We start from the raw sequence: 23,371 nt of genomic DNA on the forward strand, positions 1-23,371 counted from the left end.
AACAGCCACACGACAATCAGACCCAGTCAGCCAGGACCTGAACATGAAGAAAAAAGCACTTGGACGCGGGCGGCATACTTGGCCCCATGTCACCCAGCGAGATCGTCGGAATCTTCATGGTGTTGCTGGCGGCCCTGTCGTTCGTCAACAGCCGCTTCTTCAAGTTGCCGCCCACCATCGGCACCTTGATCGGCGGCCTGATCCTGGCCGGGGGCGTGGCGGCGCTGGACCTGCTGGGCTTGCCGCTGGCCGACAGCTTTCAGGCCACCGTGACATCGCTGCCCTTCGGCACACTGGTCTTCGACTGGCTGCTGGGTTTCTTACTATTCGCCAGCGCCATCCAGATCAACGTGCGCCTGTTGTTCGAGCACCGCCTGACGGTGGTGGCCGTAACTCTGCTGACCACCCTGATCACGCTTCTGACGCTGGGGAGCGGCTTTTATTTCTTGCTTCAGTGGGCGGGCATACCGGTCCCGTGGGCGGCAGCGCTGCTGTTCGGGGCCATCGTCGCGCCCACCGATCCGGTGGCGGCCCTGCCACTGCTGAAAGCTGCCGGAGTGCCGGAGAAAGTGGAGTCGCTGATCGCCGGGGAATCGCTGTTCAACGACGGGGTGGGCGTGGTGGCCTTTGCCGTGCTGGTGGGGTTGCTCCCGCCCACCCCGCAGGCCGTGACCCTGTCGAGTACGCTGCTGCTGTTCGCGCGCGAGATGCTGGGTGGCCTGGCGCTGGGCGCGATACTGGGCGGGGTGGCCTTCGCCTTCATCCGCCGCGCGGCGCTGGACGAGAACACCCGGCTGACCATCACACTGGCGCTGGTGGCGGGCGGGAGCGCCCTGGCGCAGCGCTTGGAGGTCAGCGCGCCGATCACGGCGGTGATGAGCGGCCTGACCCTGGTGGCCCTGCTGCAATTGATCCGCGAGAGGGGCGACCTGAAGGCCCAGAGTAGCCCCCGTGTGGCACAGTGGAAGGCCGAGAATCAGGGCACCCTGGATGACATTCGTGCCCACCTGTATACCTTCTGGGGCTTCGTGGATTACCTGCTCAACGCCGCCCTGTTCACGCTGATGGCCTTCGAGATCCTGAGCGTGCAGATCGGCTGGCCGCTGCTGGCGCTGGTGCCGGGGGTGATCGTGCTGGGGCTGGCGGCCCGCGCGCTGGGCGTGTGGCTGCCCATCACGCTGCTGGGGCGGCGAGGGACTTTTCCGCCGTACACCCGGAGGTTAATGATCTGGTCCGGCCTGCGCGGCGGCGTGACCCTGGCCTTGGCCTTAACCGTCCCGCAGGGCGAGCTGCGCGACACGTTGCTGGTCCTGAGCTACGGCGTGGTGGTCTTCAGCCTGCTGGTGCAGGGGCTGACTATTCCCGCCCTGGCCCGCCGTGCGACTGCCGCTGCCGGGACCGGGGCGGCGTAGTCCGTTTACAGTGTCACCGGATATGCCAGGGTGCCCTCGTAGATGGCCCGGCCCACGATGGCCCCCTGAATGCTTTCCTGTGCCAGCAGGCGCACGTCGTCGATGCTGGCGACGCCGCCGCCCACGATCAGGGTGTTCAGCCACAGCCCGCGCACCTGGCGCATCAGTTTGCGGTCCAGGCCCTTTAACGTGCCGTCGCGGGTCACGTCGGTGAAGATCAGGGTTTCCAGGCCCGCATCGGCCAGCCGGGGCGTCAGCTCGGCCACTCCCACGCCGCTGCCCTGCGCCCAGCCGTGGGTGGCGACTTCCAGCCCCCGCGCGTCCAGGCTGACCACCACCCGTTCGGGGCCGTGCGCGGCGATCAGTTCGGCGACCAGTTCGGGATTCTTCACGGCGGCGGTGCCGATTACCACCCGGTCCACGCCGCTCCTCAGCAGCGCCTCGGCCCCGGCGCGGTCCCGGATGCCGCCGCCGACCTCCACCGGCACGCCCAGTTCGGCCACGATCTGCGCGATCACGGCGCGGTTCTCGCCGCGTCCGGTGGCGGCGTCCAGATCCACCAGATGCACCAGCCCCGCGCCCAGACCAGCCCAGTGCCGCGCGGCCTCCAGCGGCGACTCGAAATACACCGTCTCGCGGTCAGGATCACCCTCGTACAGGCGCACCGCGCGGCCCGACTGGATGTCCACGCAGGGAATGATCAGGGGCGGGGCGGGGGAAGGGCTGGAGGAAGTCATGCCGGGCAGCATAGCGAGGAGCGGCGGGTCAGCGGTCAACCCGAGAAAGACGGGTCTTTGGAATCCGCGCCGACTGCCTGAGTCGGTGAGGCGGTTGGACTGCTTGACGGTCTGGCCCGTCGAACTGCTCTCCCCCACCCCCATGCTCTAGACTGCCGCCCAGTGTGAGAATCGGGATCATTACCGCGACCTATCTGCCGTCCCGCAACGGCGTGGCCACCAGCACGGCGCTGTTCATGCGTGGCCTGCGGGAGCGCGGGCACGAGGTCCGGGTCTTCGCCCCGCGCCATCCGCTGATGCCCGCGCGTGAGGACGGCGTGTACCGCCTGAACAGCTCGTTCCTGGGGGCGCGGGCGCTGGGTGCTCCGGCGGATTATCCGGTGATGCTGGCTCCGGGGCCGGTGCTGACCTCGCGGCTGCCGCTGCGCGATCTGGACGTGCTGCACACCATGCACCCGTTTCTGGCCGGGGGCCTGGCCCTCAAGTGGTCGCGGCTGTCGGGCGCGCCCGTGGTCTACACCGCACACACGCAGTACGACGAGTACCTGCACTACACCCCGGTGCCCCCGCGCCTGGGCCGCGCCATGCTGCGCCCGCACGTCAGCGCCTTTGCCCGCCGGGTGGACGCCGTGCTGGCTCCGGGCCGCGCGATGGTTCAAATGCTGCACGACTACGGCTACGCGGGCCATGTGGAACTGTTCCCGAATCCGGTGGATCTGGCGGCATTTCAGGCCGCCGATGGCAGCGCCTTCCGGGCCGAACACCACGTTCCGCCGGACGCGCCGCTGGTGATGTACCTGGGCCGCCTCGCCCCGGAGAAGAATCTGGAGGTGATGCTGCGAGCCTTTGATCAGGCGCGGGCCAGCCGCCCGGAGCTGCGCCTGCTGGTGGTGGGCGACGGTCCCAGCCGCACAGAGGCGGCGCGGACGGCCCCCGAGGGCGTGAGATTTACCGGCCCGGTCCCCTACGCCCGCGTCCCGGAAGCGCTGGCCGCCGCCGACGCCTTTCTGACCGCCAGCACCAGCGAGGTGCTGCCCATGAGCATGATCGAGGCGCTGGCCGCAGGCGCACCCCTGGTGGCCGCCCGCAGCCCCGCCGCCCTGGACCTGATCGACGAGGGGGTCAGCGGCACAGTGCGCGACCCCACCCCGCAGGCCCTGGCCGACGGCCTGCTGTTCACCCTGCACCCGGACCGCCTGGCCGCGCTTCAGGCGGGCGCGCGGGCCAGCGCCGCCCAGTACGATCTGCCTGAACGGGCACAGGCTTTGGAAGAGGTGTACGGGCGGGTGCTGTCGGGCCGCCGCTGACAGCAGACGTGAACACGAGGTCCAGTCAGGGTCTGCGAGTTGAGTTCACTTTAGAACTGAACCTTGTGGACATTGGTTGCCCTGGTCTGCTTCTCCCCTGACACGGCGGCGAGTCCTGCATCGACGGCTGCCCCTTGAATTACGCTGAGGCCCGATGCCTCCTTTATCCGACACCCCCCCCACGCTGCTGCTGATTCCGCCCGATACCCGCCCGCAGACGCTGGAATTGCCCGTTCAGCTCGCCGTCATGACCGGGGCAGCGGTGCGCGTGCCGCCCGCCGGGGCGTTGCCAGATTTTTTCACGCCTGGGAATACGGACATGTTGCGGGACTGGCTGCTGGCAGAGGCGGGGCGGGCCGACATCCTGATCGTCTGCCTGGAAACGCTATGCCTGGGCGGCATGATTCCGGCGCGGCGTGTGTCGGACCCGCTGGAGACGGCGCTGGCGCGGCTGGCGGCGCTTAAGACGCTGAAACGCCAGCATCCAGCCCTCCAGATCCTCGCCTTTGGGGTGATCGTGCGGGTGGCCCACGACAACGATCTACACGAGGAAAAACCGTATTACGGCCAGTGGGGCCGCGAGCTGCGCGCCTATAGCGCGGCCTTTGACCGCCACGCCCGGCACGGCGCGGCAGAAGCCGAGGCGCTGGAAGCGGCCCGCGCCACCCTCCCCGCCGACATTCTGGCCGACTGGCTGGAGACCCGCGCACGCAACCGCGCGCTGCATCTGGCCGCGCTGGACCTGCTCGCGGCAGGGGTGCTGGCCCACCTGTGTCTGACGCTGGACGACACCACGCCGTATGGCCTGGCCGCCTTTGACCGCCGAATGCTTGAGGCGCGGGCCGATGAACTGGCCGTGTGGCCGCGGCTCGACATCTATCCCGGCGCGGACGAGGTGCCCTGCGCGCTGCTGGCGCGGGCGCTGGCCCCCCGGACGGCGCGCGTGTGGGTGCGCTACAGCGGCCTGGGCGGCGCATCGTCCGAGATGATCTACGAGGACCGCCCTGCCGGGGAACTGGTGCGCGCCCATCTGCGCGCGGCGGGCTGCGTGCTGGCCGACACGCCCGCCGAGGCCGACTTCGTGCTGGCCGTCAACACCCCCGGCACCCGGCAGGCCCATCGGCAGCCGGACTTCGCCACGGTAGACACGCCGCACCGCCACCTCCCGGCCTTTGTGGACGCCTTGCGGGCCGAACTGGAGGCCGGGCGCACGGTCTCACTGGCCGACATCGCCTATCCCAACGGGGCCGAGCGGCGGCTGTGGACGCTGCTCCAGGAGTTGCCGCTCGCAGAGTTGGCGGGCCTCAGCGCCTGGAACACGGCGGGCAACACGCTGGGAACGGCCATCGCCCTCGGCAAACTCGCGCCGCTGGCGGGGGACCGGGCCGCCCATGCGGAGGCGCTCCTCGCGCGCATGGTGGACGACGCGCTGTATCAGGCGTTCGCGCGTTCGGAGGTCCGCGAGCGCCTGAATAGCCCCAGCCCCTTCGATCTGGGCGAGGGGCGTGGAGCGGCAGAGGCCCACCTCCGAGAGATCATCACGCCGCGCATCCGGGCGCTGTGGGAGCGGCATTTCTCGGGGCGTGGACTGGAACTGGACATAGGCGAGGCGCACCTGGCCTGGCCTCGACTGTTCACGGGCGTCTTCCCGCTCAGGGTTCGGGCGCAAAAGGATTGAGGGGTCGGTTTTAGAACGACGGGGCTGGGGCTGCCGGTACGCGCACGCTGCCAATCTCCGGCCCAGCCGTCCAATGATCGGGGACAACAGGCAGCCGGTCTGGCTACTGAACCCTTTGTATGACGCCTGACAGATCGCCCCATGTAACCTTGGGGCCATGAGTGACCGTCTGGCCTTTCCCGCTGCCGCCGCCCTGGCCGTGCTGACGCTGGCGTTGTGGCTGTATCTACTGCTGGTTGGGGCGACGGGCGTACAGGTGGCGAACCGCAGCGGCGCGGTGATCAGCAGCCTGACGGTCTGTCAGGGCAGCGGCGAGTGCCTGCACCGGGACCGCCTGTGGCCGCATCAGACCTGGCGGGTCCCCCAGGCCCACGCTGGAGAGCAGGTCAGGGTGACGGTGCAGGAGCCGGGCGGCACCCGGCAATCGGTCACGCACACCCCCGCCGCTGCCGATCCGCACGCGGCGTTTGTGGTAGGCCGGGACGGACGCATCAAGTTGCAGTGAGCGCCCACCCCAGCCGGTGCGGCACACTGGGCAAGTGACTCATAGCCGCCCCCGCACTCCTCTGCTTTCCCTCGCTTCGGCCAGCCGCAAGCGGCCCCCGGCCACCCCGGCGCGCCTGGCGGTGGGGGCGGCGCTGTTCGGGCTGTGCGCGCTGGGCGCTTGGCTGACCATTCCCCGCCCGGACGTGCGCGTCATGAACGCCAGCGGTCAAGACGTGACGGTCACGGTGCGGAGTGCCCAAGTGCGGGCCGCGCAGAAGCTGGGCGTGGACCGGACCTGGGCCGTGGAGCAGGAGTTCAAAGCGGGGCCACTGCGATTCCAGGTCAAACTGCCGGATCGGCCCGGGGTCGAGACCACCATCACCGCGCCCACCTTCCCCCTGCGCGTGGCGGTTGCCGAGGACGGCAGGGTCGCGCCCCGCTGAGCCACCTATCGTTTGAAAAGCCAACGTTCTGAAATTCATTTGCTCAGCAGCCCGCTCCGGTCTGTTCCGAGCGCCTGACAACGCCTCTGTGCCGCTTCTGGCGGGCGTGTTAGCCTCGCATTCAAACCAGGGGAGGTACGTATGATGGAGACTCTTGCGGGCGGTTTTCTGCCCTTCGAGCATGAACCCTATTTCAACTTCGCGCAGCCGGAGGTGGCCGAGCTTCAGCGCGCGGCCTTCCGGCAGGTGCGGGGGCAGTACGCCGGGCAGCGCTTCCCCCTGTATATCGGCGGCGAGCGGGTGGAGGGCGGCGAGACATTCGAGGTCCGCAACCCCGCCGACACGCGCGAGACCGTGTGGCACTTTCCGAAAGCCACGCCGCAACAGTTGGAAGATGCCGTCTCTGCCGCAAGGGCCGCCTTCGAGACCTGGCGCTTCAGCGATCCATTGCAACGCGCCACCATCTTCAAACGGGCGGCAGAGCTGCTGCGGGCGCGGCGCATGGAGTTCAATGCCGTGATGACCCTGGAGAACGGCAAGAACTGGGCCGAGGCCGATGGCGAGGTGGCCGAATCGGTGGACCACTTCGAGGTCTTTGCCCGCGAAACCCTGCGCTGGGCGGCGGGCAAGCCGGTCTACCCGATGCCCGACGAACACGTCACCACTGCCTACGAGCCGATTGGCGTGGTGGCCTGCATCAGCCCCTGGAACTTCCCCAGCGCCATTCCGCTGGGCATGGCGCTGGGCGCGGTTGCGGCGGGCAACACCGTGATCTGGAAACCCGCCAGCGAGACGCCATTAAGCAGCCTGCTGATGGTAGAACTGCTCTACGAGGCCGGGTTGCCCCGGGGCGTCATCCAGTTCCTGACCGGCACCGACGACGTGCTGGGCGATCCGCTGGTGGATCACCGGGACATCCGCATGGTGGCCTTTACCGGCAGCCGCGAGATCGGCTGCCGCATCTTCGAGCGCGCGGCGAAGGTGCAGCCCGGTCAGAAGTGGCTCAAGCGCGTGATGGCCGAGATGGGCGGCAAGGACCCCACGGTGGTCTGCGCCGACGCCGATCTGGAGGCCGCCGCGCTGGGTATCGTGCAGTCCACCTTCGGCTACGCGGGCCAGAAATGCAGCGCGTGCAGCCGCGTGATCGCCGAGGAAAGCGTGTACGACGAACTGCTGGACCGGGTCAGGACGCTGGCGGCGCAGATCAGGGTGGGACTGCCGGAAGACAACGCTGCCCTCGGCCCGGTCGTCAGCACGGGCAGCGCCGAACGCATCATGAGGTACGTGGAGAACGGCAAGAAAACGGCACGTCTGGTGCTGGGCGGCAAACCGGCGGACGCAGGCGAACGCCAGGGCGGTTATGTGACGCCGACGATCTTCGCAGATGTCGATAGCACGGACCCGCTCTTTCAGGAAGAGATCTTCGGGCCGGTCCTGGCCTTTTCCAGGGCGCGCGACTGGCGACATGCCATCGAGTTGGCGAACGACTCGGAGTACGGCCTGACCGCCGCCTTCTATAGCCGCGATCCGCACAAACTGGCCGAGGCCAGGCGGCTGCTACAGGTGGGCAACCTGTACCTGAACCGCAAATGCACCGGGGCACTGAGCGGCACCCACGCCTTCGGCGGCTACGGTATGAGCGGCACGAACGCCAAGGTGGGCGGCCCCGATTACCTGTTCTGGTTCCTGCAAACCAAGACGGTGGCGCAGCGGTACTGAATCCTGATACGGATTCCGGTTGAACAGTTATGCAATAACTGCGAAACCCGACCAACGGGAGAAGGGAAAGTACGGATTCCAGAATGGTGTTGGCTTTTGGTGCTGTCCCAAAAGATAACTGAATGACCGGTATCCGTATGAGTTGGACGGGCAGGCGTTGATCCTCGCGCCTGCCCGTTCCTGAATAGCGAGCCAATGGCACATCAAAAAGGGCGAACGCCCAAAAGCGTCCGCCAGGAGAAAGAGAAGTTGAGGTCCTGATCAACCGATCAGGGATCTACCAGCGGCTGCCGCCACCCCGGTTTCCGCCACCCATACCGCCGTTACCGCCCATGGGGGCAGGTGCGGCGTTGGTCACGACGACGTTCTTGGCCTGCGGGCCTTTGTTGCCCTGACCAGCTTCGACTTCGAATTCCACTTCGTCGCCTTCGTTGAGCTTGCGGAAACCGCCGCTCTGGATGGCGCTATAGTGCACGAACACGTCGGGGTTCCCCGGATGCTCGATGAAACCGTAGCCTTTCTCAACGTTAAACCACTTTACTCGTCCTTGAGCCATAAATCTCCTTGCATCTCCAAGTCCGCCGCCCGGTAAGCCGCCCTCTGGGCTGCAACCGCACAATGGCGCGGGGCTTGAGACGGGTGTAGTATCGCACGTTCTGACCTCAAGATGTAGAACTGTGAAGGAGCGGAGGTCGACCATCCAAGCTGACCTGCCTTCCAGTCGGGTCGCGGACACATTCTTGAACCTGGTTTAATGAAAGGGATACCAGGGCACCACGCCCTTGATGCGGCTACCTCAGGTGCCGCCGCCTCTGGTGGAGACACTGCGGCGTGCTAGTTTTGGCGCAGGACCAGTTCAATACGCCTGGCGCGGAGCCGACGCGGTTTGCTGGCCCATCCCCGGCCCCGGAGGAAGTCATGCCGCTCTACGCTCTGAACGGGCTTACGCCCCAAGTCGACGCCACCGCCTTTGTCGCCCCCAGCGCTGATCTGATCGGGCGAGTGTTGATCGCCGAGCGGGCCAGCGTGTGGTTTGGTGCGGTGCTGCGCGGCGACATCGAGGCCATCACGGTAGGACCGCAGAGCAACGTGCAGGACGGCGCGGTCTTGCACACCGACGCCGGACATCCCTGCGTGCTCATGGGGGGCGTCACGGTGGGCCACCGGGCCATCGTCCACGGCGCGGTGTGCGGGCCGGGCAGTCTGGTGGGCATGGGCGCGGTGATGCTCAGCGGCTCCAGCCTGGGTGCGGGGGCCATGCTGGGCGCAGGTGCGTTGCTGCTAGAGGGCGCACATGTGCCGGACGGTATGCTGGCGCTGGGCGTTCCCGCCCGTGTGGTGCGCCCCGCAGTCCAGGGGGGCCACGCTGCCCGCTATGTTCAGAACGCAGCCCACTACAATGGACACTTCCAGATGGTCCAGCCCCACGCCGCAACAGTGGAAGAATACCGGACCGAAGCTCTCCCGCCAAATAAATGATCCACCGAGTGTGAGGCCCATCCAAACCCGCCCCGAAGCCCCGAAGGAACTGGTGGAACATCCGTGACCGACGATCCCAATTCAAACCAGAAGCTGCCGCAGAACCCGCAAAGGTCAGAGATACCGCGTGTAGAGCCACAGAACACTCAACGGCAGAGTACTGAACCGCAGTCCTCGGAAGCTGCCCGGACTGAACTCCGGCCCATGCCGCCCAGGGGGAAAGGGCTGCCGTCGCGGCCAGCGCAGGGGTCTAGCCAGCCCGTTCAGGGACAGCCGCCGCAGTCACCGGGCGGAGCTGCCCCGACTGGGCCTCAGAGCGTGTCGACTTCCCCGCACTCTGTCCCAGCGCCTGCCTCCGACTCGACGATTCGGGTCACGCCCTCGCCACAGGCCATGTTGCCCAGATCCGCCGCACCCCCGGCAACTCAGGCGCAGGACGCGGTTGCCCCGCCCCCGCAGTCATCGGCTGCGCCGGGCGAGGAACTGGCCGAGCTGATCCCGGATCTGTCGCCCATGTTTCCGGGTGCGTCCCCCTTTCTGGCGCGCTTTCTGCCGCACTCGCCCGCCGCCTACGCAGGATTGAACGAGAGTTTCTGTGACCTGCACGCCTTCCTCAAGTATCTGCACGAGCATTCCTGGTACGGCTACCTGTACGCCGTCCTGGGCGATCAGACGGCCTACGTGCTGCTGTTCGAGGGCCGCACGGTGACCGCTGCCGCCGCCAGCGCCACGGGCGAGCAGGCGCTGGGCGAACTGCTCAACCTGTACGAGCAGGGCGCGTCCCTGAGCGCCCACCCGCTCAGTCCGGCCTACGCCCACGTCCTGAGCGGCATCGGCTCGCGGGCCTGGAAATTCAACCTCACCGAGGACTTTACCGGCCTGCACGCGCGGCCCACCGGAGCGATCTTCTACGCGCGCGGCGAGATCGTGGCGACGCTGCCCGCCACCCTGCCTTACGAGGGCGCGTTCCCGGCCCCGCTGCGCCCACAGACGCTGATCCTGCCGCGCAGTCTGGCAGGGTGGGCGCACCACCATTACAACCTGACCCTGCGGGGCCGCGACGGCATGAACGCCATCACGGACGTGTATCAGGTGTTCAAGGACGAGTACGGCGCGCCGGGCCTGGCTTTCTTGCAGGCGTTGGGTGAAAAGCTGACCCCCGCCGAATACGCCATGCGCTCGGACGCCGCGCTGCACGATCTGGAGCCGATGGTCCACAGCTTTCTGAAGACCGGGTACATCCGCGAGGTGTAGGCGGGACAGCTCAAAACAGCAGGGCGAGGATAGTCTTCCTCGCCCTGCCTGCTGTCCTGATCAGCGGGTGGCTTGCCGACCATGCGCCTGCGCCTCTGGGAGGAGTTGGGCGGGGCTACCCACGCAGTCCTCGCTCAGCGTCCACAGCCGCTGCGCCGCGCCGTCGTCCAGCGCCTGTGGGGCAGGCAGGGCCTCGCGCGACTCCACGAAGTAGCGCCCGGAGACCAGAATCCGGTCCGCCGCCAGATGGACGCTGGTCTGCGCCCCCTGCTCCGGGGAGATGCCCAGGCGGCTGCCCCACGAGAACAGCGGATTGTCCTGCCCGAAACCGGTGGACACGAAGCCGGGATGCAGGGTGTTGGCCTGAAGCCACTGCTCGCGCCGCGCCAGTTCGCGGGTAAACAGGATGTTGGCCAGCTTGCTCTGGCCGTAGGCGGCCCAGCCGCTGTAGCCGCGCCGGAACTCGGGATCATCAAAGCGGATTCGGCCCATCACATGCGCCCCCGACGACACCGTGACCACCCTGGGCGCATTGCCCGCACGCAGCAACGGCAGCAGCTCGCGCGTGAGCAGGAACGGGGCGAGGTGATTGAGCGCCCAGGTCAGCTCAGTCCCTTCACGGCTTTCCTGGCGCTGGGTGTAGAAAGCCCCAGCGTTGTTGACCAGCACGTCCAGACTGCCCACCCGGTCCCGGAATTCGGCGGCCACCTGCCGCACCTGCGCCGTCTCCGCGAGGTCCGCGATCAGCGTTCCGGCGGCCCCGATCTCTGCGGCCACCCGCACCGTCTTCTCGGGATTGCGGCCCAGCACGGTCACGGCAGCCCCCCGCCGCGCCAGTTCCCGCGCGGTCTCCAGACCAATGCCGCCCGTCGCGCCCGTGACCAGCACGGACCGCCCCCTCATACTCTGTTCGTTGTCCTGTGGCGTGTTGCGCTGTGTCATCGGTCCAGCATACGGGCCGGATGCGCGGCGAACAGGGTGTCTGCACGCCAGATGAACGCCGAAGCTGCCCGCTGCAAAAAGAAAGGACCCGATCCTTTTTCGATCCGGCCCCTCGGCGCGGTGAACTTCACCCGGCCCACCTTTAAGTTGTGCGCTGTGACAACATAGTAGGTCATGGAGTGTCACAGCAATGTCACCACTTGATGAGAAACCATTGGCTTCTTCTTGATTTTAAGGGAAGGTCACACGAAAAGGTCCGCAAAGATGGACTGGCCTCCTGTTCATTTGCCGCCGGTAGCGAATGTCGTCTGTTCAGATCACCTCGCGGTAGGCCACACTCTCGCTGCGGTTCTGGAGTTCACTCCGCAGGTATTGCAACCGGGGATGCTCCAGCCGGGGGTCATGCGCCAGGATGTGCTTGGCCAGTTCTCGGGCGCGCTCGATGACCTCGGTATCGTTGGCCAGATCGGCCAGCCGCAGGTCGGGAATGCCGCTCTGGCGGGTGCCGCGCAGTTCGCCGGGGCCGCGCAGTTTCAGGTCCGCCTCGGCGATCACAAAGCCGTCGGTGCTGCCCTCGATGATCTTCAGCCGTTTGCGGGTCTTCTGGCTGTGTTCCCCGGCGATCAGCACGCAGTAACTCTGCGTCGTCCCGCGCCCCACCCGCCCCCGGAGCTGATGCAGTTGCGCCAGCCCGAAGCGCTCGGCGTTCTCGATCACCATCACGGTGGCGTTCGGCACGTCCACCCCTACCTCGATCACCGTGGTGGACACCAGAATGTCGAACTCGTGGGCACGGAAGCGTTCCATCACATGGTCCTTCTCGGCGGCGTTCATGCGCCCGTGCAGCAGGTCAATGCGCGCCTCGGGGAGGATGGTCTTCAGATCCTCGGCCAGTTGGGTGGCGGCCAGCAATTCCAGCGTCTCGCTCTCCTCGATCAGAGCCGTGACCACGAATGCCTGCTGGCCCTCCCGGATCTGCTTCATCACGAAGCCGTAGGCCTGAACGCGGTGGGTGTCCTGCAAGAGCTTGGTTTCGATGGGCGTCCGGCCCGGCGGCAGCTCGTCGATGACGCTCAGTTCCAGATCGCCGTAAGCGGTCAGGGCCAGGCTGCGCGGAATCGGGGTGGCGGACATGACCAGCACATCGGGGCGGCTGGCGAGCAGTTTGCGGCGCTGCTGCACGCCAAAGCGGTGTTCCTCGTCCACCACCGCCAGTCCCAGGTTGTCAAAGCGCACGTTCTCCTGAATCAGCGCCTGGGTGCCCACCACCACGTCCACCTCGCCCTCGGCAATGCGGGTCTGCATTTCCAGCTTGTCCTTTGGGGTCATCGCGCCGATCAGCAGGCCCACGCGCACGTCCAGTTGGCCCAGGTAGCCGCGCAGGTTGGTGTAGTGCTGCCGCGCCAGAATCTCGGTGGGGGCCATCAACGCGCCCTGGTAACCGTCGCGCACCGCCAGATACAGCGCGCAGGCCGCCACCGCTGTCTTGCCGCTGCCCACGTCGCCCTGCACCAGCCGCGCCATCTGCTGATCGCTGCGCATGTCGTCGGTGATTTCCAGCAGCACCCGGCGCTGGGCACCCGTGAAGCGGAAGGGCAGGGCGGCCTCGAAGCGGTTGATGTCGTCGCCGCGCGCCTGAAAGCGTTTGCCCTGCAATACCGAGTCCTCGCCCTGAAGCAGCATCCGCAACTCTAAAAACAGGTACTCGTCGAAGCGCAACCGGGATGTGGCCCGCGTCAGGTGCGTCTCGTCGCGCGGGAAGTGCTGACCCCACAGCGCGTCGGCCAGATTGGTGATCCCGTACTTCTTGCGCCAGTGGGCGGGCAGGTAGTCGTCCAGCGGCGCGGCCCCCAGCGCCCGAAAGGCCGCGCGGCGCAGGAACTCCTGCGAGATGCCGTCCTTGGCGTCGTAGACGCCCACGATGCGCCCGGTGCTGAGGCTGTCCTGGGCATTGTCCAGCGTCTCCAGGTGCTCCACGCCCAGTTGCACGCTGCGCCCGAACTTCTTGACCCGTCCGGTCAGGACCAGCGATGCGCCCTCGCGTAGTTGTTTTTCTACCCAGGGCTGGTTAAACCATGTCGCCTTAACCCGCCCGCCAGACGGCGTTTCCAGCGTCACGTCGATGACCAGCATGCCGGGGCGCGGGCTGCGGCGCGACTTGGCCACCACCCGGCCCTCCACCGTCACCTTCTGGCCCTCCTCCACGTCCGAGAGGTCCGGCAGCGCGCGGCGATCCTCGTGGCGGTGCGGGTAGGCGTGCAGCACGTCGCGCAGGGTGTGCAGGCCCAGCGTCTGCAATTTGCGCGCTCCGCCGGGGCCAGTGTCCAGTCTCGCCAGCGGCGCGTCAATGGGCAGGCGTTCGCCGGGGGCGGCGGTGGGAACGGCCTGCCGGGCGGCGGCACGTGGGGCGCGTGCAGGCTTGCTCGTATCTGCGTCCGAGAGCATGGCGAGTGCGGTCTTCAAGATGTCCTCGCGCTCGGAGACGCTGAGTGCGCCGTATCCGCCCAGCACCTCGCGCACCCTGGGAAAGGGGTTGCCCAGCGGCGAGGCCAGCAGTTTATCCACGCCGCCTGCCACCACCCGGTTCTGACACCCGGCGGCCAGCTCGGCGGCCAACGGACGCCTCAGCCGTTCACGCAGTTCTGCCACTGTTGCCACGCCCTCTCACCTCCTTGCTCCGCCGGTCAATCTGCCGGGCCGCAGGCTAGCAGAGGCGCGGGCAGACGTCGGTGAGCGGATTGGCGAAAGCAGGCGGGAGCGAGGTCCGGTCTGCGTGGCCTTATACGGACTCCGATTGAGAGGTGTTGGAAACACCTAAAAATCCGAGGGGGCGTCCAAGCGTCCTCATGGGCGCTGCTCTGGACAAGACAGCGAGCAGGAGAACAACGGGTTCTGGACGTGAAGTGGATGAGACGGCGCTTTCCCGACTCATCCACGAAACAAACGGAATCCGTATTAGCTCCTGTGCTCTGGCAGCCGCACCAGCGCGTGGCGGACGCGGGCCAGCTTGAACTCCTTCTGGCTGTCGAACTCATAGGGTTCGTTCATTAAAAACCAGTACAGGTCGTGCAGGGTGGTCAGCGCCAGGTAGGCGCGGTAGCGGACCAGCGTGGCCGGGGCGCGGTCTGGCAGAAAGCTCAGGGCCGCCTCCAGACTGCGCGCGGCGCTCAGCAGGTCCAGCGTGCCGGTCTTGAGCAGCGCCAGATCGCGCAGCGGATCATCCCAGTCGGCGCGCGTCCAGTCGATCAGCAGCACGTCCCCCTCACCCTCCACACCCATGCCGTTCCCATCTGCCACCTTCGCGGCAGCGTTCAATTCGTCTGCGATCAGGATGTTGTCGTGCCACATGTCCAGGTGGCAAAAGGCGGCGGGCTGGTCCAGCAGGCCACGCTCCAGCGGCCCCTCCACCGCCTCAAAGACGTCTTCGAGAGGATACGGGGCCAGGGCGCGGCGAAAACGCAGCAGGCGCTCGCGGACCCTGCCCACGTTGACGCGCCCCCCCTGCTGGGTGTGCAGTTCGGCCACAATCCGGCGCAGGCCGGGCAGGGCGCGCGGCACGTCGGCGGCGCGCAGGGGGTGGCCCGCAAAGCGGCGCATCACCAGCACTTCCACCCCGTCGGCCTCGGTGACTCCCAGCAACCAGTCGCCCATGCTGGCCTGGATCATGTTCCGGGCCTCAGTGCGGTGCTGTCCCATGTGGTTGCGGTAGACCTTGACCACCGCCGCGCCGTCCGGCGTGGTGTAGACGCGGCTCTGCATGCCCGAGTCCATCGGGGTCAGGGGGCCGTACCGGGCCTCCAGTTCCGGGAAGCGCTGGAGCCGCGCCGTGCCGGACGTGGTGGGGCGCAGGGTCACGCCCGCCTCACCGCAGCGGCCCGGTCCCGGGGGCACATGGACCGCGCACATTTGACCCGGGTACATTTGACCTGCGCGCACATGACCCGTACACATCTGACTGGGGCACGCATGACCCTGGCACTCTGGTGCCGGGTGGACCGCTCACTTTTCCCTGGTCGCCCGTGCAGGCGGCTCGGCGCTGACCTTTTCCATCAGGCCCACCAGCCGGGCGTCGAGGCCCTTGCCGGCCTGACTGCGTAGGCGCTCTGGATCGCCCAGGCGCACGTGGGCATTGGCGACGGCCAGAATCCGGGCGTACAGCGGAATGTCTTCCCCGGCCAGTCGGTCGGGTTCGCCCTGCCCGTCCCAGCGCTCGTGGTGGTGGCGGATGGCCTTTTGCGCCTGGGCCAGATGGAACACGCTGTGCAGGAAATTCGCGCCGCCTTGGGCGTGGCCCTTCTCGCCGTGGATCTTGCCCAGATCATGCAGCGTGGCTGCGAACCACAGTTCGTCCAGTTCGCGGTCCACAAGGCCCACCGCGCGCCCCAGTTTCACGCTGGCCTCGGCGACCGCCTGGGAGTGACCCAGCGCGTCGAATTCCTGACTCTCAAAGGCTTCCACCACCGCGCCGCTGACCTGCCGCGCGGTCAGCTTCCATTCCTCGCGGCTTTCCAGCAGCCCCAGCAGCGGCGCAATGGCCGTGGCCCAGCGCGTGACCAGTTCCTGCGCAGCGGTCCCGATGTCTTCCGAGGAATTGCGGTCCAGCACCAGCGCGCCTAGATTGCGTCCCCGGTCATTGACCGGCACCACCAGCGACAGCGCCACGTCCCGCATCCCGCAGGTGTCCAGAATGCCGTGCAGTTCCGACGGGTTGGCCTCGTACAGCTCGCGTGCGCCGTCGTTCAGCACCCGTGTCCGCAGGGTGGCCCAGGGTCCGGACAGCGGCGTGCCCAGCAGCACCTTGGGATACCCGAAGACCGCCGCCACCCGGTGCTGTGCCACTCCGCCCCGTGCCACTTCGCCCTGTGCCGCCCCGTTCTGCGCTCCTCCGTCCTGTAGCCCCCCGTCGTGGCCCTGCGCACGGTGCGTCACGGCGTAGCCGCGCAGGTTGCCGCCCAGCAGAGAGCTGGCGTGGCTCAGCGCGCCTTTCAGCACGCCTCTATGGGTGGGCCGCGCCAGCAGATCATTCAGGACACGGACCGCCTCCAGATCGCCGGCAGAGGCGCTGGAAGTGGGGACGCGCGCCTCGGCGGACGCGGGCGGCTTGGGGGTGCGGGGGCGTCGGAACACGGTGAGGGCAGTATAGCCGGGTCCGAGGATGTGGGGAGGGGCCAGCATCTACCGAACGGGCCAGGTTACCCGGCGTCAGACCTGGAGTTCAGTGGGGGTGCCGCGCGACACGGATTTTCTTTCAGGCCGATTCGGTGGGGGAAGGGGGACATCTGAAGCATTTAACGGCACCACAGGGGGCACAATTTGTCCTGAGACGCCCCGGTTTTACCCAGCGGGACTGCTTTTGGGACTGCTGTTTTGAAGAATGGCCACGGCTGCCTGCGAGCCGCCCGGGCGGGCGCTGCGGCTCCGCCCTGCGCCATCTGGCCTAGCGCGCCGTGCGACTTTCGGCGGATGCACCGGCCCCGGCGGCGGCGCAGACTGGGGGCACTTTCGGGTGGGGCCTTCCACACAGCGGGAGCATCGACAACCCGCCCACAAAGTTCTGGCCCTGCCGTCCGAGTGAAGACGGCAGGGCCGTTGCGCGTGCCGGTGGCCCGGACCCCTGCGCCGCACACCATCGGCCCGCAAACCACTGGCCCGCGCGCCAGCCCGTATGCTGGCCCCGGATGACCTTTACCCCCCGGCCCAGACCTGACGCTTACAACCCGGCCCGCGAACTGGCCGTGCGGGTGCTGCTGCGCGTGCTGGCGGGCGAGACCTTCGCCGCGCCCGCGCTGGACGCCGCCCTCCAGAGTGCCCGGCTACCGGGCCGCGACTCAGGGCTGGCGACGCATATCGTCTACGGCACGCTGCGGCATTTCCTGGGCTTGAACACCGCCCTGACGCCGATGTTGACCGAGGGCACCCATCCCAAGATCCGCGCGCTGCTGCTGGCGGGAACGTTCGAGAAGTTGCACCTGGACACGCCGCCGCACGCGGTGGTCAGCGAATATGTCAATCTGGCGCGCGGCGCACGGCTGGCCCCGCCGGGTCTGGTCAACGCCGTGCTGCGCCGCATCGAGGCCCCCGCACCGTCGGAGGTGACGCGCACTGAGATGCCAGGCTGGCTAAGCGACATCTACCGCGCCGCATACGGCGAGGCCGCCGGGGCTGTATTTGCCGATCTCCTGACCCCGCAACCGCTGTGGCTGAGCCTGTCCGGCGCAGGCTTGAGGGCGCTGGAGGCCGAGGGCAGCCGGACCCAGCCCGGCCCGCAGGGGATGGACCGGGTGGAACTGTCGCGCCCACTGCGCGAAACCGAGGCGTTCGGGCGCGGCTGGGCGCAGCCGATCAACCCGGCGAGTCTGGCCTGCGTGGACGCGCTGGGGGCTGTGGATGGCGAGCGCGTGCTGGACCTGGCGGGCGGCGTGGGCATCAAGGCTGCCATGCTGGCCGCGCGGGGGGCGCGGGTCACCAGCGTGGACCTGCTGCCCCGCAGGCACGAACTGGCCCGCGCCAACCTGGACCGCCTGGGGTTGCAGGCCGACTTCTTATCCCACGATCTAACGCAGCCGCTGGACCTGCCGCGTGCCGCCCACGTCCTGCTGGACGCGCCGTGTACCGGCAGCGGCACCCTGCGCAGCCACCCGGAGATCAAGCTGAGGCTGACGCCCGAAGTGGTGGGCCAGATGGCGGAGTTGCAGGCGCGGATGCTGCCCAATGCCGCCGCCCTGGTGGAGCCGGGCGGCACGCTGGTCTACTCGGTCTGCTCGGTGACGCCGCAGGAGGGGCCGGAGGTGGTGGCGGGGTTTCTCGCCGCACATCCCGAATTTGTGGCCGAGGACATACCGGAGATAGAAGTGCCGCATATCCCCGCCGGAGACGGCCTGCTGACCGTGCCGGAGGGCGGCATCGACGGTTTCTTCATCGCCCGGTTGCGCCGACGTTCAGACGGCTGAGGTTAGGAGAGCTGAGGCCGTACCCTCAACATCGCCGTGCCCTCAATATCACAGCCTCGACAGCACGACTCTGGCGATAAACGCGCTATTCCAGGCCCAGCGCGGCGTCCAGCGCCACCTCAATCATCTGATCGAAGGTCTGCTGGCGTTCCTCGGAGGTGGTGACCTCGTGCGTCACCAGATGATCGCTGATGGTCAGGATGGTCAGCGCCCTGACGCCGTACTTGGCGGCCAGGGTATACAGCCCGGCGGCCTCCATCTCTACGGCCAGGATGCCGTAATCGGCCCAGATCTTGTACTGGTCAAAATCGTCGTGGTAGAAGGTGTCGCTGCTCATGATGTTGCCGACGTGGGTGGTAAAGCCCCGTTCCTGGGCGATGTTGTAGGCGCGCAGCAGCAGCCCGAAATCCGCGATGGGCGCAAAAGTCTTCTCGCCAAAGCGGATGCGGTTGATGCTGCTGTCGGTACTGGCCGCCTGCGCCAGCACGATGTCGCGCACATGCACGTTTTCCTGGTAGCTGCCCGCCGTGCCAACGCGAACGAGGTTCTTGCAACCGTACTCCGTGATCAGCTCGCTGACATAGATCATGGAGCTGGCGATGCCCATGCCGGTGCCCTGCACGCTGACGCGCCCGCCCTTGTAGGTGCCAGTGAAGCCCAACATGCCGCGCACGTTGTTGTGCTGGACGGGGTTTTCAAAGAAAGTCTGAGCGATGTGCTGGGCGCGCAGCGGGTCGCCGGGCAACAACACGGTTTCGGCGATCTGGCCTGGTTCTGCGTTCAGGTGAATGCTCATGGGGAGACAGGTTAGCAGGCTCAGGAGGATTGAGCGGAGGTCAGCGCTGCCTGCACAGCGGCGAAGAAACCCGCCGGGTCCAGCGTGCCGCCCTGCGCCAGCTCGGGCCGTCCGCCGCCCTTGCCCCCGGTCACGGCCAGCGCCGCGCGCAGCAGTTCGCCCGCGTGAACCTCGGGCCGTGCGCTGGCGATGCCGCAGCGTCCGCCCTCCGCCAGGACTGCGCGCAACTCTCCGGCGGGAACGTCGCTCAGAACGGGGACGAGCAGAGACGGGGCATCCAGCTCCAGCCAGCGCAGACCCTGGGCGTCGGGCGGCGTGGCCGCCACCAGCGCGCGGGCCAACTTTTCCCTCAGTTGAGCCGCCTCCGCTTTCGAGTCTGCGAGGTCTGTCCGCAACGCCTCCACCCGGTCCGTCAACCGCTCCACTGGCACGCTGAAGGTCTGGGCCAGCGCGCGAGCCTCCTGATAAATGCCGCCCAGGTATTCGCTGGCATCCTCACCTGCCATGAAGACCACGCGGGTCACGCCGCCCCGGATGCGCTCGGTGCGCAGCACCACCACCGGGGCCGCCAGACTGGCCTGCGGAACGTGGGTGCCGCCGCAAGCGCTGACGTCGAAGGGCTGGCCGTCCTCGTCCCGGAAGATCACCAGCCTCACCTGCCCACGCACTTTTGTCTCGCGGCGCAGCGGGTACTGGCCCAGCTCCTCCTCGGGCACGGTGGGCGTGTCCAGCGTCAGGCGTTGGCGGGCCAGCGTTTCCCGCAGCAATGTCTCAGCGGCGCGCACGTCGGCCTCCGTGGGATCGCCGCGCAGGTCCAACGTGCATTCGGGATGGGTCATGTTGACCGCGTCCACGGCGAAGGCCGGGTTGATCCGCACGGAAGATTGCGCCAGCAGGTGTTCGCCGCTGTGCCGCGCCATGTGCCGCCAGCGCCGCGCTGCGTCCACCTCGCCCGTTATCTGCGTGCCGACTGCCGGAGGGGTGCCGTCCAACTTGTGCCAGATCACGCCCGTCGCCTTGTCCTTGCGGGTGTCGGTCACGCCCGCCGCTCCCCTATTCCAGCGCACCACGCCGTGATCGGCGCTCTGCCCGCCGCCCGCCGGATAGAAGGCGGTAGCGTCCAGGGCGATTTCTGCACCACTCACAGCCTGAACGGTGGCGGCAAACGACAGTTCAGCCGAAGCCTGATGGTACAGGGGCCGGGTCACGGCCCGCCGCCCTCTGCCGCGCGGGTGAACTGGATCAGTTCCAGCAGGGCCGCCGCGTCGTAGGGGTCCGCCGCCCTGTACGGGCCGACGAAGACGCTGGGCGTGCCGTTCAGGCCCAGCCGCCGCGCCTCGGCCAGTCCGGCGTCCACCGCCGCCTTGCCGCCGCGCATAGAGAGGCAGGCTTTGAAGGCGTCGGCCTTCAGGCCGGTGTCGGCAGCCAGAGAAAGAAACACCGGGGCCGGGTTGCCCGCCAGCCACGATTGATCGCGGAACAGCGCGTCCTTGTAGGCCCAGAATTTGCCCTGCTGGGCGGCGCATTCGCTGGCCTCGGCGGCGGGGCGGGCCAGGGGATGGATGGATTCGAGGGGAAACTGATGGAACTCCACACGCACGTCGTCGGACAGTGCGCGCAGCAGGGTGGGCAGAGTCTGGGTCTCAAATTGACGGCAGTAGGGACACTGAAAATCGCTGTAGACGCGTAGGATCACGTTGTTCTTCCCGGCTTTTCTGGCGGGCAGGGCATGGGCCGACGGCGCAAAGGTCCCGTCGGCCACACGCGTCAGGGTGAGATTCACCGTCAGCAGTTCGGCACCGGATTTGACCTCGATGGAAAACGGATCGGCACCGATGGTCAGGCCGGTCGGCAACTGCCTGACCACCTCATCCCGTTTTAAAAACTCCAGCATCGGCCCCGCCAGCCCGGCCCCGAAGCCGCTCAGCAGGCCCGTTAATTCTGCCGCCCGCGCCGCCGCCCCGTCCGAGTTCGCCACGGTCATTTCTGCGGCGGTCAGGGAGCCGCCCCGGCTCCGGAGGACCGCGCTGGAACCGTCAGCGAAGGTCAGGACGCCCGCCACGCCCTGGCTGGCCTCGGCCAGGGCAGGACTTTTCAGGAACGGGGCGAGGGGCCGGCCCACCTACGCCCCAGCGCTGTTCAGGACGCCTGCCAGCAGCAGCGTGGCCAGCAGCGGGGTTGGAGGTTTCATTCGAGCAGTCATGCGGACATGGTAGGCGACAGGGGCGGTCATTATCCCGGCGCGCAGTACACCGTCCGCAGTGCACTATCCGCAGTGCACCGTCCGGTCACGCTCCAGCGCCTCCAGAGCGAGGCAGGGGCGGACCAGCCCTGCACTCAACCCGGCGTCAGCGTTAGCCAGGCTTCCGGATTCAGCGGCTGCGAAGCCACCACACGGTTGCGGCCCTGGCGTTTGGCGCTGTACAGGGCCTCGTCGGCGGCGCGCATCAGGGCGGCGGGCGTGGACAGCGGCGCGGCGAATTCGGCCACGCCCAGCGAGACCGTGAGCTGCCCCAGCGCAATGCCCGCGTGGGTCAGGGTCCAGCCCGCAATCTCGGCGCGCAGGCGTTCGGCCACGGCGGTGGCCGCCGCCAGATCGTGGCCGGGCAGCAGCAGCGATAACTCCTCGCCGCCAGTGCGGGCGGGGGTGCTGCTGGGCGGGGCCAGCTCACGCAGCGCGGCGCTCAGGCGCACCAGGGCGGCGTCCCCGGCATCGTGGCCGAAGGTGTCGTTCAGGCGCTTGAAGTGGTCCACATCCAGCGCGATCAGCGACAGGGGCCGGTTGCTGGCGGCGGCGTGGGCCGTCTGGGCGGTCAGCTCGTCTTCCAGGCGGCGGCGGTTGAACAGCCCGGTCAGCGGATCGCGAATGGACTGGTGGAGCAACCGGTCTTGCAAGCGCAGTCCAGCCGGCGACAGCGAGACCTGACGCACGATACCGGGAATCAGGGGACGCAGCTCTGCGGGAAACTCGGCTCTCTCCTCGGCGGGTCGCAGGCGCATGATGCCCAGCGTCTCGCCGTGAGAGAACAGCGGCACGCAGGTGTAGGAGCCGCCCAGGCAGGCCGGGGCCAGACGCTCTCCACCCGGCGACACGGACTCGCCCCGGCGCAGCGCCCAGCAGCCGTCCGGGGGGGGTGACTGCGCCCGTCTCGCCGCCCCAGCTTGCCAGCGGCAGCAGCAGATTGCGCGAGGCGTTGTGCTGGAGCAGGATGCCGCGCGTGCCGGGCAGCAGTTCCGGCAGAGCGCGCTCCAGAATCCGCGCGCCTTCCTCCAGGCTGCGGGCGGCCTGCATCCAGTCGCCAAACTCGCCCAGACGGCGCATCCAGTCGTTGCGGGCGGCCAGGGTCCCGGCGTGGGTCCGGGCCTGCCCCTGCGCCAACGCCAGCCCCGCGCTCATGTGGTTAAAGGCCCCTGCCAGCGCCTGGATCTCGGTGGGGCCGCGCAGTTCCACCCGCACCCCGTCCGCGCCGTCGGTGAGCTGACGGGCGGCGGCGGTGAAGCGGCGAAAGCTGCTGGAAAGTTTCCGCGCGCTGTACAGCGTCGCGAGCAGGCTGGCCAGCAACGCGCCGCAGCCCACCCCGAACAGGCTCCAGCGCAGCCGCCGCAACTGCGCGGAGGCCTCTGCCTCCAGCTCCGCAAGCTGCGCGGTCTGTTCGGCGCGGTAGCCTGCCACCTCGGCGCGGGTGCTGTCCAGAATCCGCTTGCCCTGGCCCAGCTTGACCAGCGCGGCGGCGGCCTGCTCGCTGCGCTGGCGGGCGGCGATCTCGGGCACGGCCACCTCGATCTGCCAGCGGTCAATCATGGCGCGGATGCGGTCCAGGTGCTGGCCCCCGCGGCGGTCAGCCCCGTCCAGTGCGGCCAGTTCGGCGGGCAGAGCGGTGCGGGCGGCATCGTAGGGTTTCAGAAACGCAGCGTCCCCGGCAATCACGTAGCCGCGCACACCGGTCTCCAGATCCACCACATGCTGCATCACCTGCCCGATGCCCGTCAGGCTGGCACGGGTCTGCGCCGCCTGATCCGTTGCCTGCACGCGGGCGTCCAGCGCCGCCGCCAGCAGAGCGAAGGCCACCACCAGCAGCACCCAGAAAGGAAGCTGGGCCAGCAACAACAGTCGGCGCAGGGTCATTCTGCCGCTCACTTTAGGAGAGTAAAGCGTGCGGAGTTCTTA

General features: G+C 68.0%; 20 protein-coding genes and 1 pseudogene. 9 read left to right on the top strand and 12 right to left on the bottom strand.

What is annotated here, in order from left to right; genetic code table 11:
- Positions 1–86 precede the first annotated feature (86 nt).
- A complete protein-coding gene (locus Q322_RS0104380) occupies positions 87–1,412 on the top strand; it encodes a cation:proton antiporter (protein ID WP_029476310.1) in 1,326 nt (441 codons plus the stop codon).
- Between the two features lie 5 nt (positions 1,413–1,417).
- Here Q322_RS0104380 and hisA read toward each other — a convergent pair whose 3' ends face one another.
- Positions 1,418–2,149, bottom strand: a complete 732-nt coding sequence (gene hisA, locus Q322_RS0104385) for a 1-(5-phosphoribosyl)-5-[(5-phosphoribosylamino)methylideneamino]imidazole-4-carboxamide isomerase (RefSeq protein WP_029476311.1) — start codon at positions 2,147–2,149, stop codon at positions 1,418–1,420.
- A gap of 164 nt (positions 2,150–2,313) precedes the next feature.
- Here hisA and Q322_RS0104390 point away from each other — a divergent pair, with 164 nt between their 5' ends.
- The 5 genes from Q322_RS0104390 (at position 2,314) to Q322_RS0104410 (ending at position 7,782) form a co-directional block, all read left to right on the top strand.
- Positions 2,314–3,456, top strand: coding sequence for a glycosyltransferase family 4 protein (locus Q322_RS0104390; protein WP_029476313.1), 1,143 nt, complete (start codon positions 2,314–2,316; stop codon positions 3,454–3,456).
- A 154-nt stretch (positions 3,457–3,610) separates the two neighbouring features.
- On the top strand, positions 3,611–5,134 hold the full coding sequence (locus Q322_RS0104395) for a DUF4127 family protein (protein WP_029476315.1): 1,524 nt from the start codon (positions 3,611–3,613) through the stop codon (positions 5,132–5,134).
- 157 nt (positions 5,135–5,291) lie between these two features.
- The gene (locus Q322_RS0104400) at positions 5,292–5,639 is read left to right on the top strand and encodes a hypothetical protein (RefSeq protein ID WP_029476317.1); all 348 of its coding nucleotides are present in this window, start codon (positions 5,292–5,294) and stop codon (positions 5,637–5,639) included.
- A 34-nt stretch (positions 5,640–5,673) separates the two neighbouring features.
- The gene (locus Q322_RS0104405) at positions 5,674–6,063 is read left to right on the top strand and encodes a hypothetical protein (RefSeq protein ID WP_156952879.1); all 390 of its coding nucleotides are present in this window, start codon (positions 5,674–5,676) and stop codon (positions 6,061–6,063) included.
- 141 nt (positions 6,064–6,204) lie between these two features.
- Positions 6,205–7,782 carry an L-glutamate gamma-semialdehyde dehydrogenase gene (locus Q322_RS0104410; RefSeq protein ID WP_029476322.1) on the top strand — a complete coding sequence of 526 codons (1,578 nt, stop codon included), beginning with the start codon at positions 6,205–6,207 and terminating at the stop codon, positions 7,780–7,782.
- Between the two features lie 277 nt (positions 7,783–8,059).
- Here the strand turns inward: Q322_RS0104410 and Q322_RS0104415 are convergent, their stop codons facing one another.
- Positions 8,060–8,338 (bottom strand): cold-shock protein, encoded by a 279-nt coding sequence (locus tag Q322_RS0104415; protein ID WP_029476324.1) that lies wholly within the window; start codon positions 8,336–8,338, stop codon positions 8,060–8,062.
- Positions 8,339–8,700: 362 nt separating this feature from the next.
- Between Q322_RS0104415 and Q322_RS0104420 the strand changes: the two genes are divergently transcribed.
- Positions 8,701–9,261 (top strand): gamma carbonic anhydrase family protein, encoded by a 561-nt coding sequence (locus Q322_RS0104420; protein WP_051668177.1) that lies wholly within the window; start codon positions 8,701–8,703, stop codon positions 9,259–9,261.
- Between the two features lie 393 nt (positions 9,262–9,654).
- Positions 9,655–10,515, top strand: coding sequence for a hypothetical protein (locus Q322_RS0104425; protein WP_245593135.1), 861 nt, complete (start codon positions 9,655–9,657; stop codon positions 10,513–10,515).
- Positions 10,516–10,575: 60 nt separating this feature from the next.
- On the opposite strand, the gene Q322_RS0104430 is transcribed toward Q322_RS0104425, so the two are convergent.
- The 5 genes from Q322_RS0104430 to Q322_RS0104445 all read right to left on the bottom strand — a co-directional run bounded on the left by Q322_RS0104430 (position 10,576) and on the right by Q322_RS0104445 (position 16,584).
- Positions 10,576–11,457, bottom strand: coding sequence for an SDR family oxidoreductase (locus Q322_RS0104430; RefSeq protein ID WP_211248866.1), 882 nt, complete (start codon positions 11,455–11,457; stop codon positions 10,576–10,578).
- Positions 11,454–11,633 (bottom strand): hypothetical protein, encoded by a 180-nt coding sequence (locus Q322_RS23075; protein ID WP_156952880.1) that lies wholly within the window; start codon positions 11,631–11,633, stop codon positions 11,454–11,456. The genes Q322_RS0104430 and Q322_RS23075 overlap by 4 nt, the downstream gene beginning before the upstream one ends.
- A 136-nt stretch (positions 11,634–11,769) precedes the next feature.
- Positions 11,770–14,115, bottom strand: coding sequence for an ATP-dependent DNA helicase RecG (gene recG / locus Q322_RS0104435; protein WP_029476332.1), 2,346 nt, complete (start codon positions 14,113–14,115; stop codon positions 11,770–11,772).
- Positions 14,116–14,412: 297 nt separating this feature from the next.
- Positions 14,413–15,312 carry a phosphotransferase gene (locus Q322_RS0104440; RefSeq protein ID WP_029476334.1) on the bottom strand — a complete coding sequence of 300 codons (900 nt, stop codon included), beginning with the start codon at positions 15,310–15,312 and terminating at the stop codon, positions 14,413–14,415.
- Positions 15,313–15,456: 144 nt separating this feature from the next.
- Positions 15,457–16,584, bottom strand: a complete 1,128-nt coding sequence (locus tag Q322_RS0104445) for an HD-GYP domain-containing protein (RefSeq protein WP_029476335.1) — start codon at positions 16,582–16,584, stop codon at positions 15,457–15,459.
- A 551-nt stretch (positions 16,585–17,135) separates the two neighbouring features.
- On the opposite strand from Q322_RS0104445, the gene Q322_RS0104450 reads away from it, so the two are divergent.
- Entirely contained in the window at positions 17,136–18,407 is a 1,272-nt protein-coding gene (locus tag Q322_RS0104450) for an RsmB/NOP family class I SAM-dependent RNA methyltransferase (RefSeq protein WP_029476337.1), read from the top strand.
- A gap of 85 nt (positions 18,408–18,492) precedes the next feature.
- Here the strand turns inward: Q322_RS0104450 and deoD are convergent, their stop codons facing one another.
- The 5 genes and pseudogenes from deoD to Q322_RS24420 form a co-directional block, all read right to left on the bottom strand.
- On the bottom strand, positions 18,493–19,203 hold the full coding sequence (gene deoD, locus Q322_RS0104455; protein WP_029476339.1) for a purine-nucleoside phosphorylase: 711 nt from the start codon (positions 19,201–19,203) through the stop codon (positions 18,493–18,495).
- Positions 19,204–19,223: 20 nt separating this feature from the next.
- Positions 19,224–20,411, bottom strand: coding sequence for a serine-tRNA(Ala) deacylase AlaX (locus tag Q322_RS0104460; protein WP_029476340.1), 1,188 nt, complete (start codon positions 20,409–20,411; stop codon positions 19,224–19,226).
- On the bottom strand, positions 20,408–21,325 hold the full coding sequence (locus tag Q322_RS0104465) for a DsbA family protein (RefSeq protein ID WP_051668179.1): 918 nt from the start codon (positions 21,323–21,325) through the stop codon (positions 20,408–20,410). The genes Q322_RS0104460 and Q322_RS0104465 overlap by 4 nt, the downstream gene beginning before the upstream one ends.
- A gap of 215 nt (positions 21,326–21,540) precedes the next feature.
- On the bottom strand, positions 21,541–22,203 hold the full coding sequence (locus Q322_RS24415) for a GGDEF domain-containing protein (protein WP_084147792.1): 663 nt from the start codon (positions 22,201–22,203) through the stop codon (positions 21,541–21,543).
- Between the two features lie 394 nt (positions 22,204–22,597).
- Positions 22,598–23,329 (bottom strand): annotated as a pseudogene (locus Q322_RS24420) (CHASE3 domain-containing protein); the annotation flags it as partial.
- Between the last annotated feature and the right edge of the window lie 42 nt (positions 23,330–23,371).

The organism is Deinococcus frigens DSM 12807 (assembly GCF_000701425.1).
Taxonomy (GTDB): Bacteria; Deinococcota; Deinococci; order Deinococcales; family Deinococcaceae; genus Deinococcus; species Deinococcus frigens.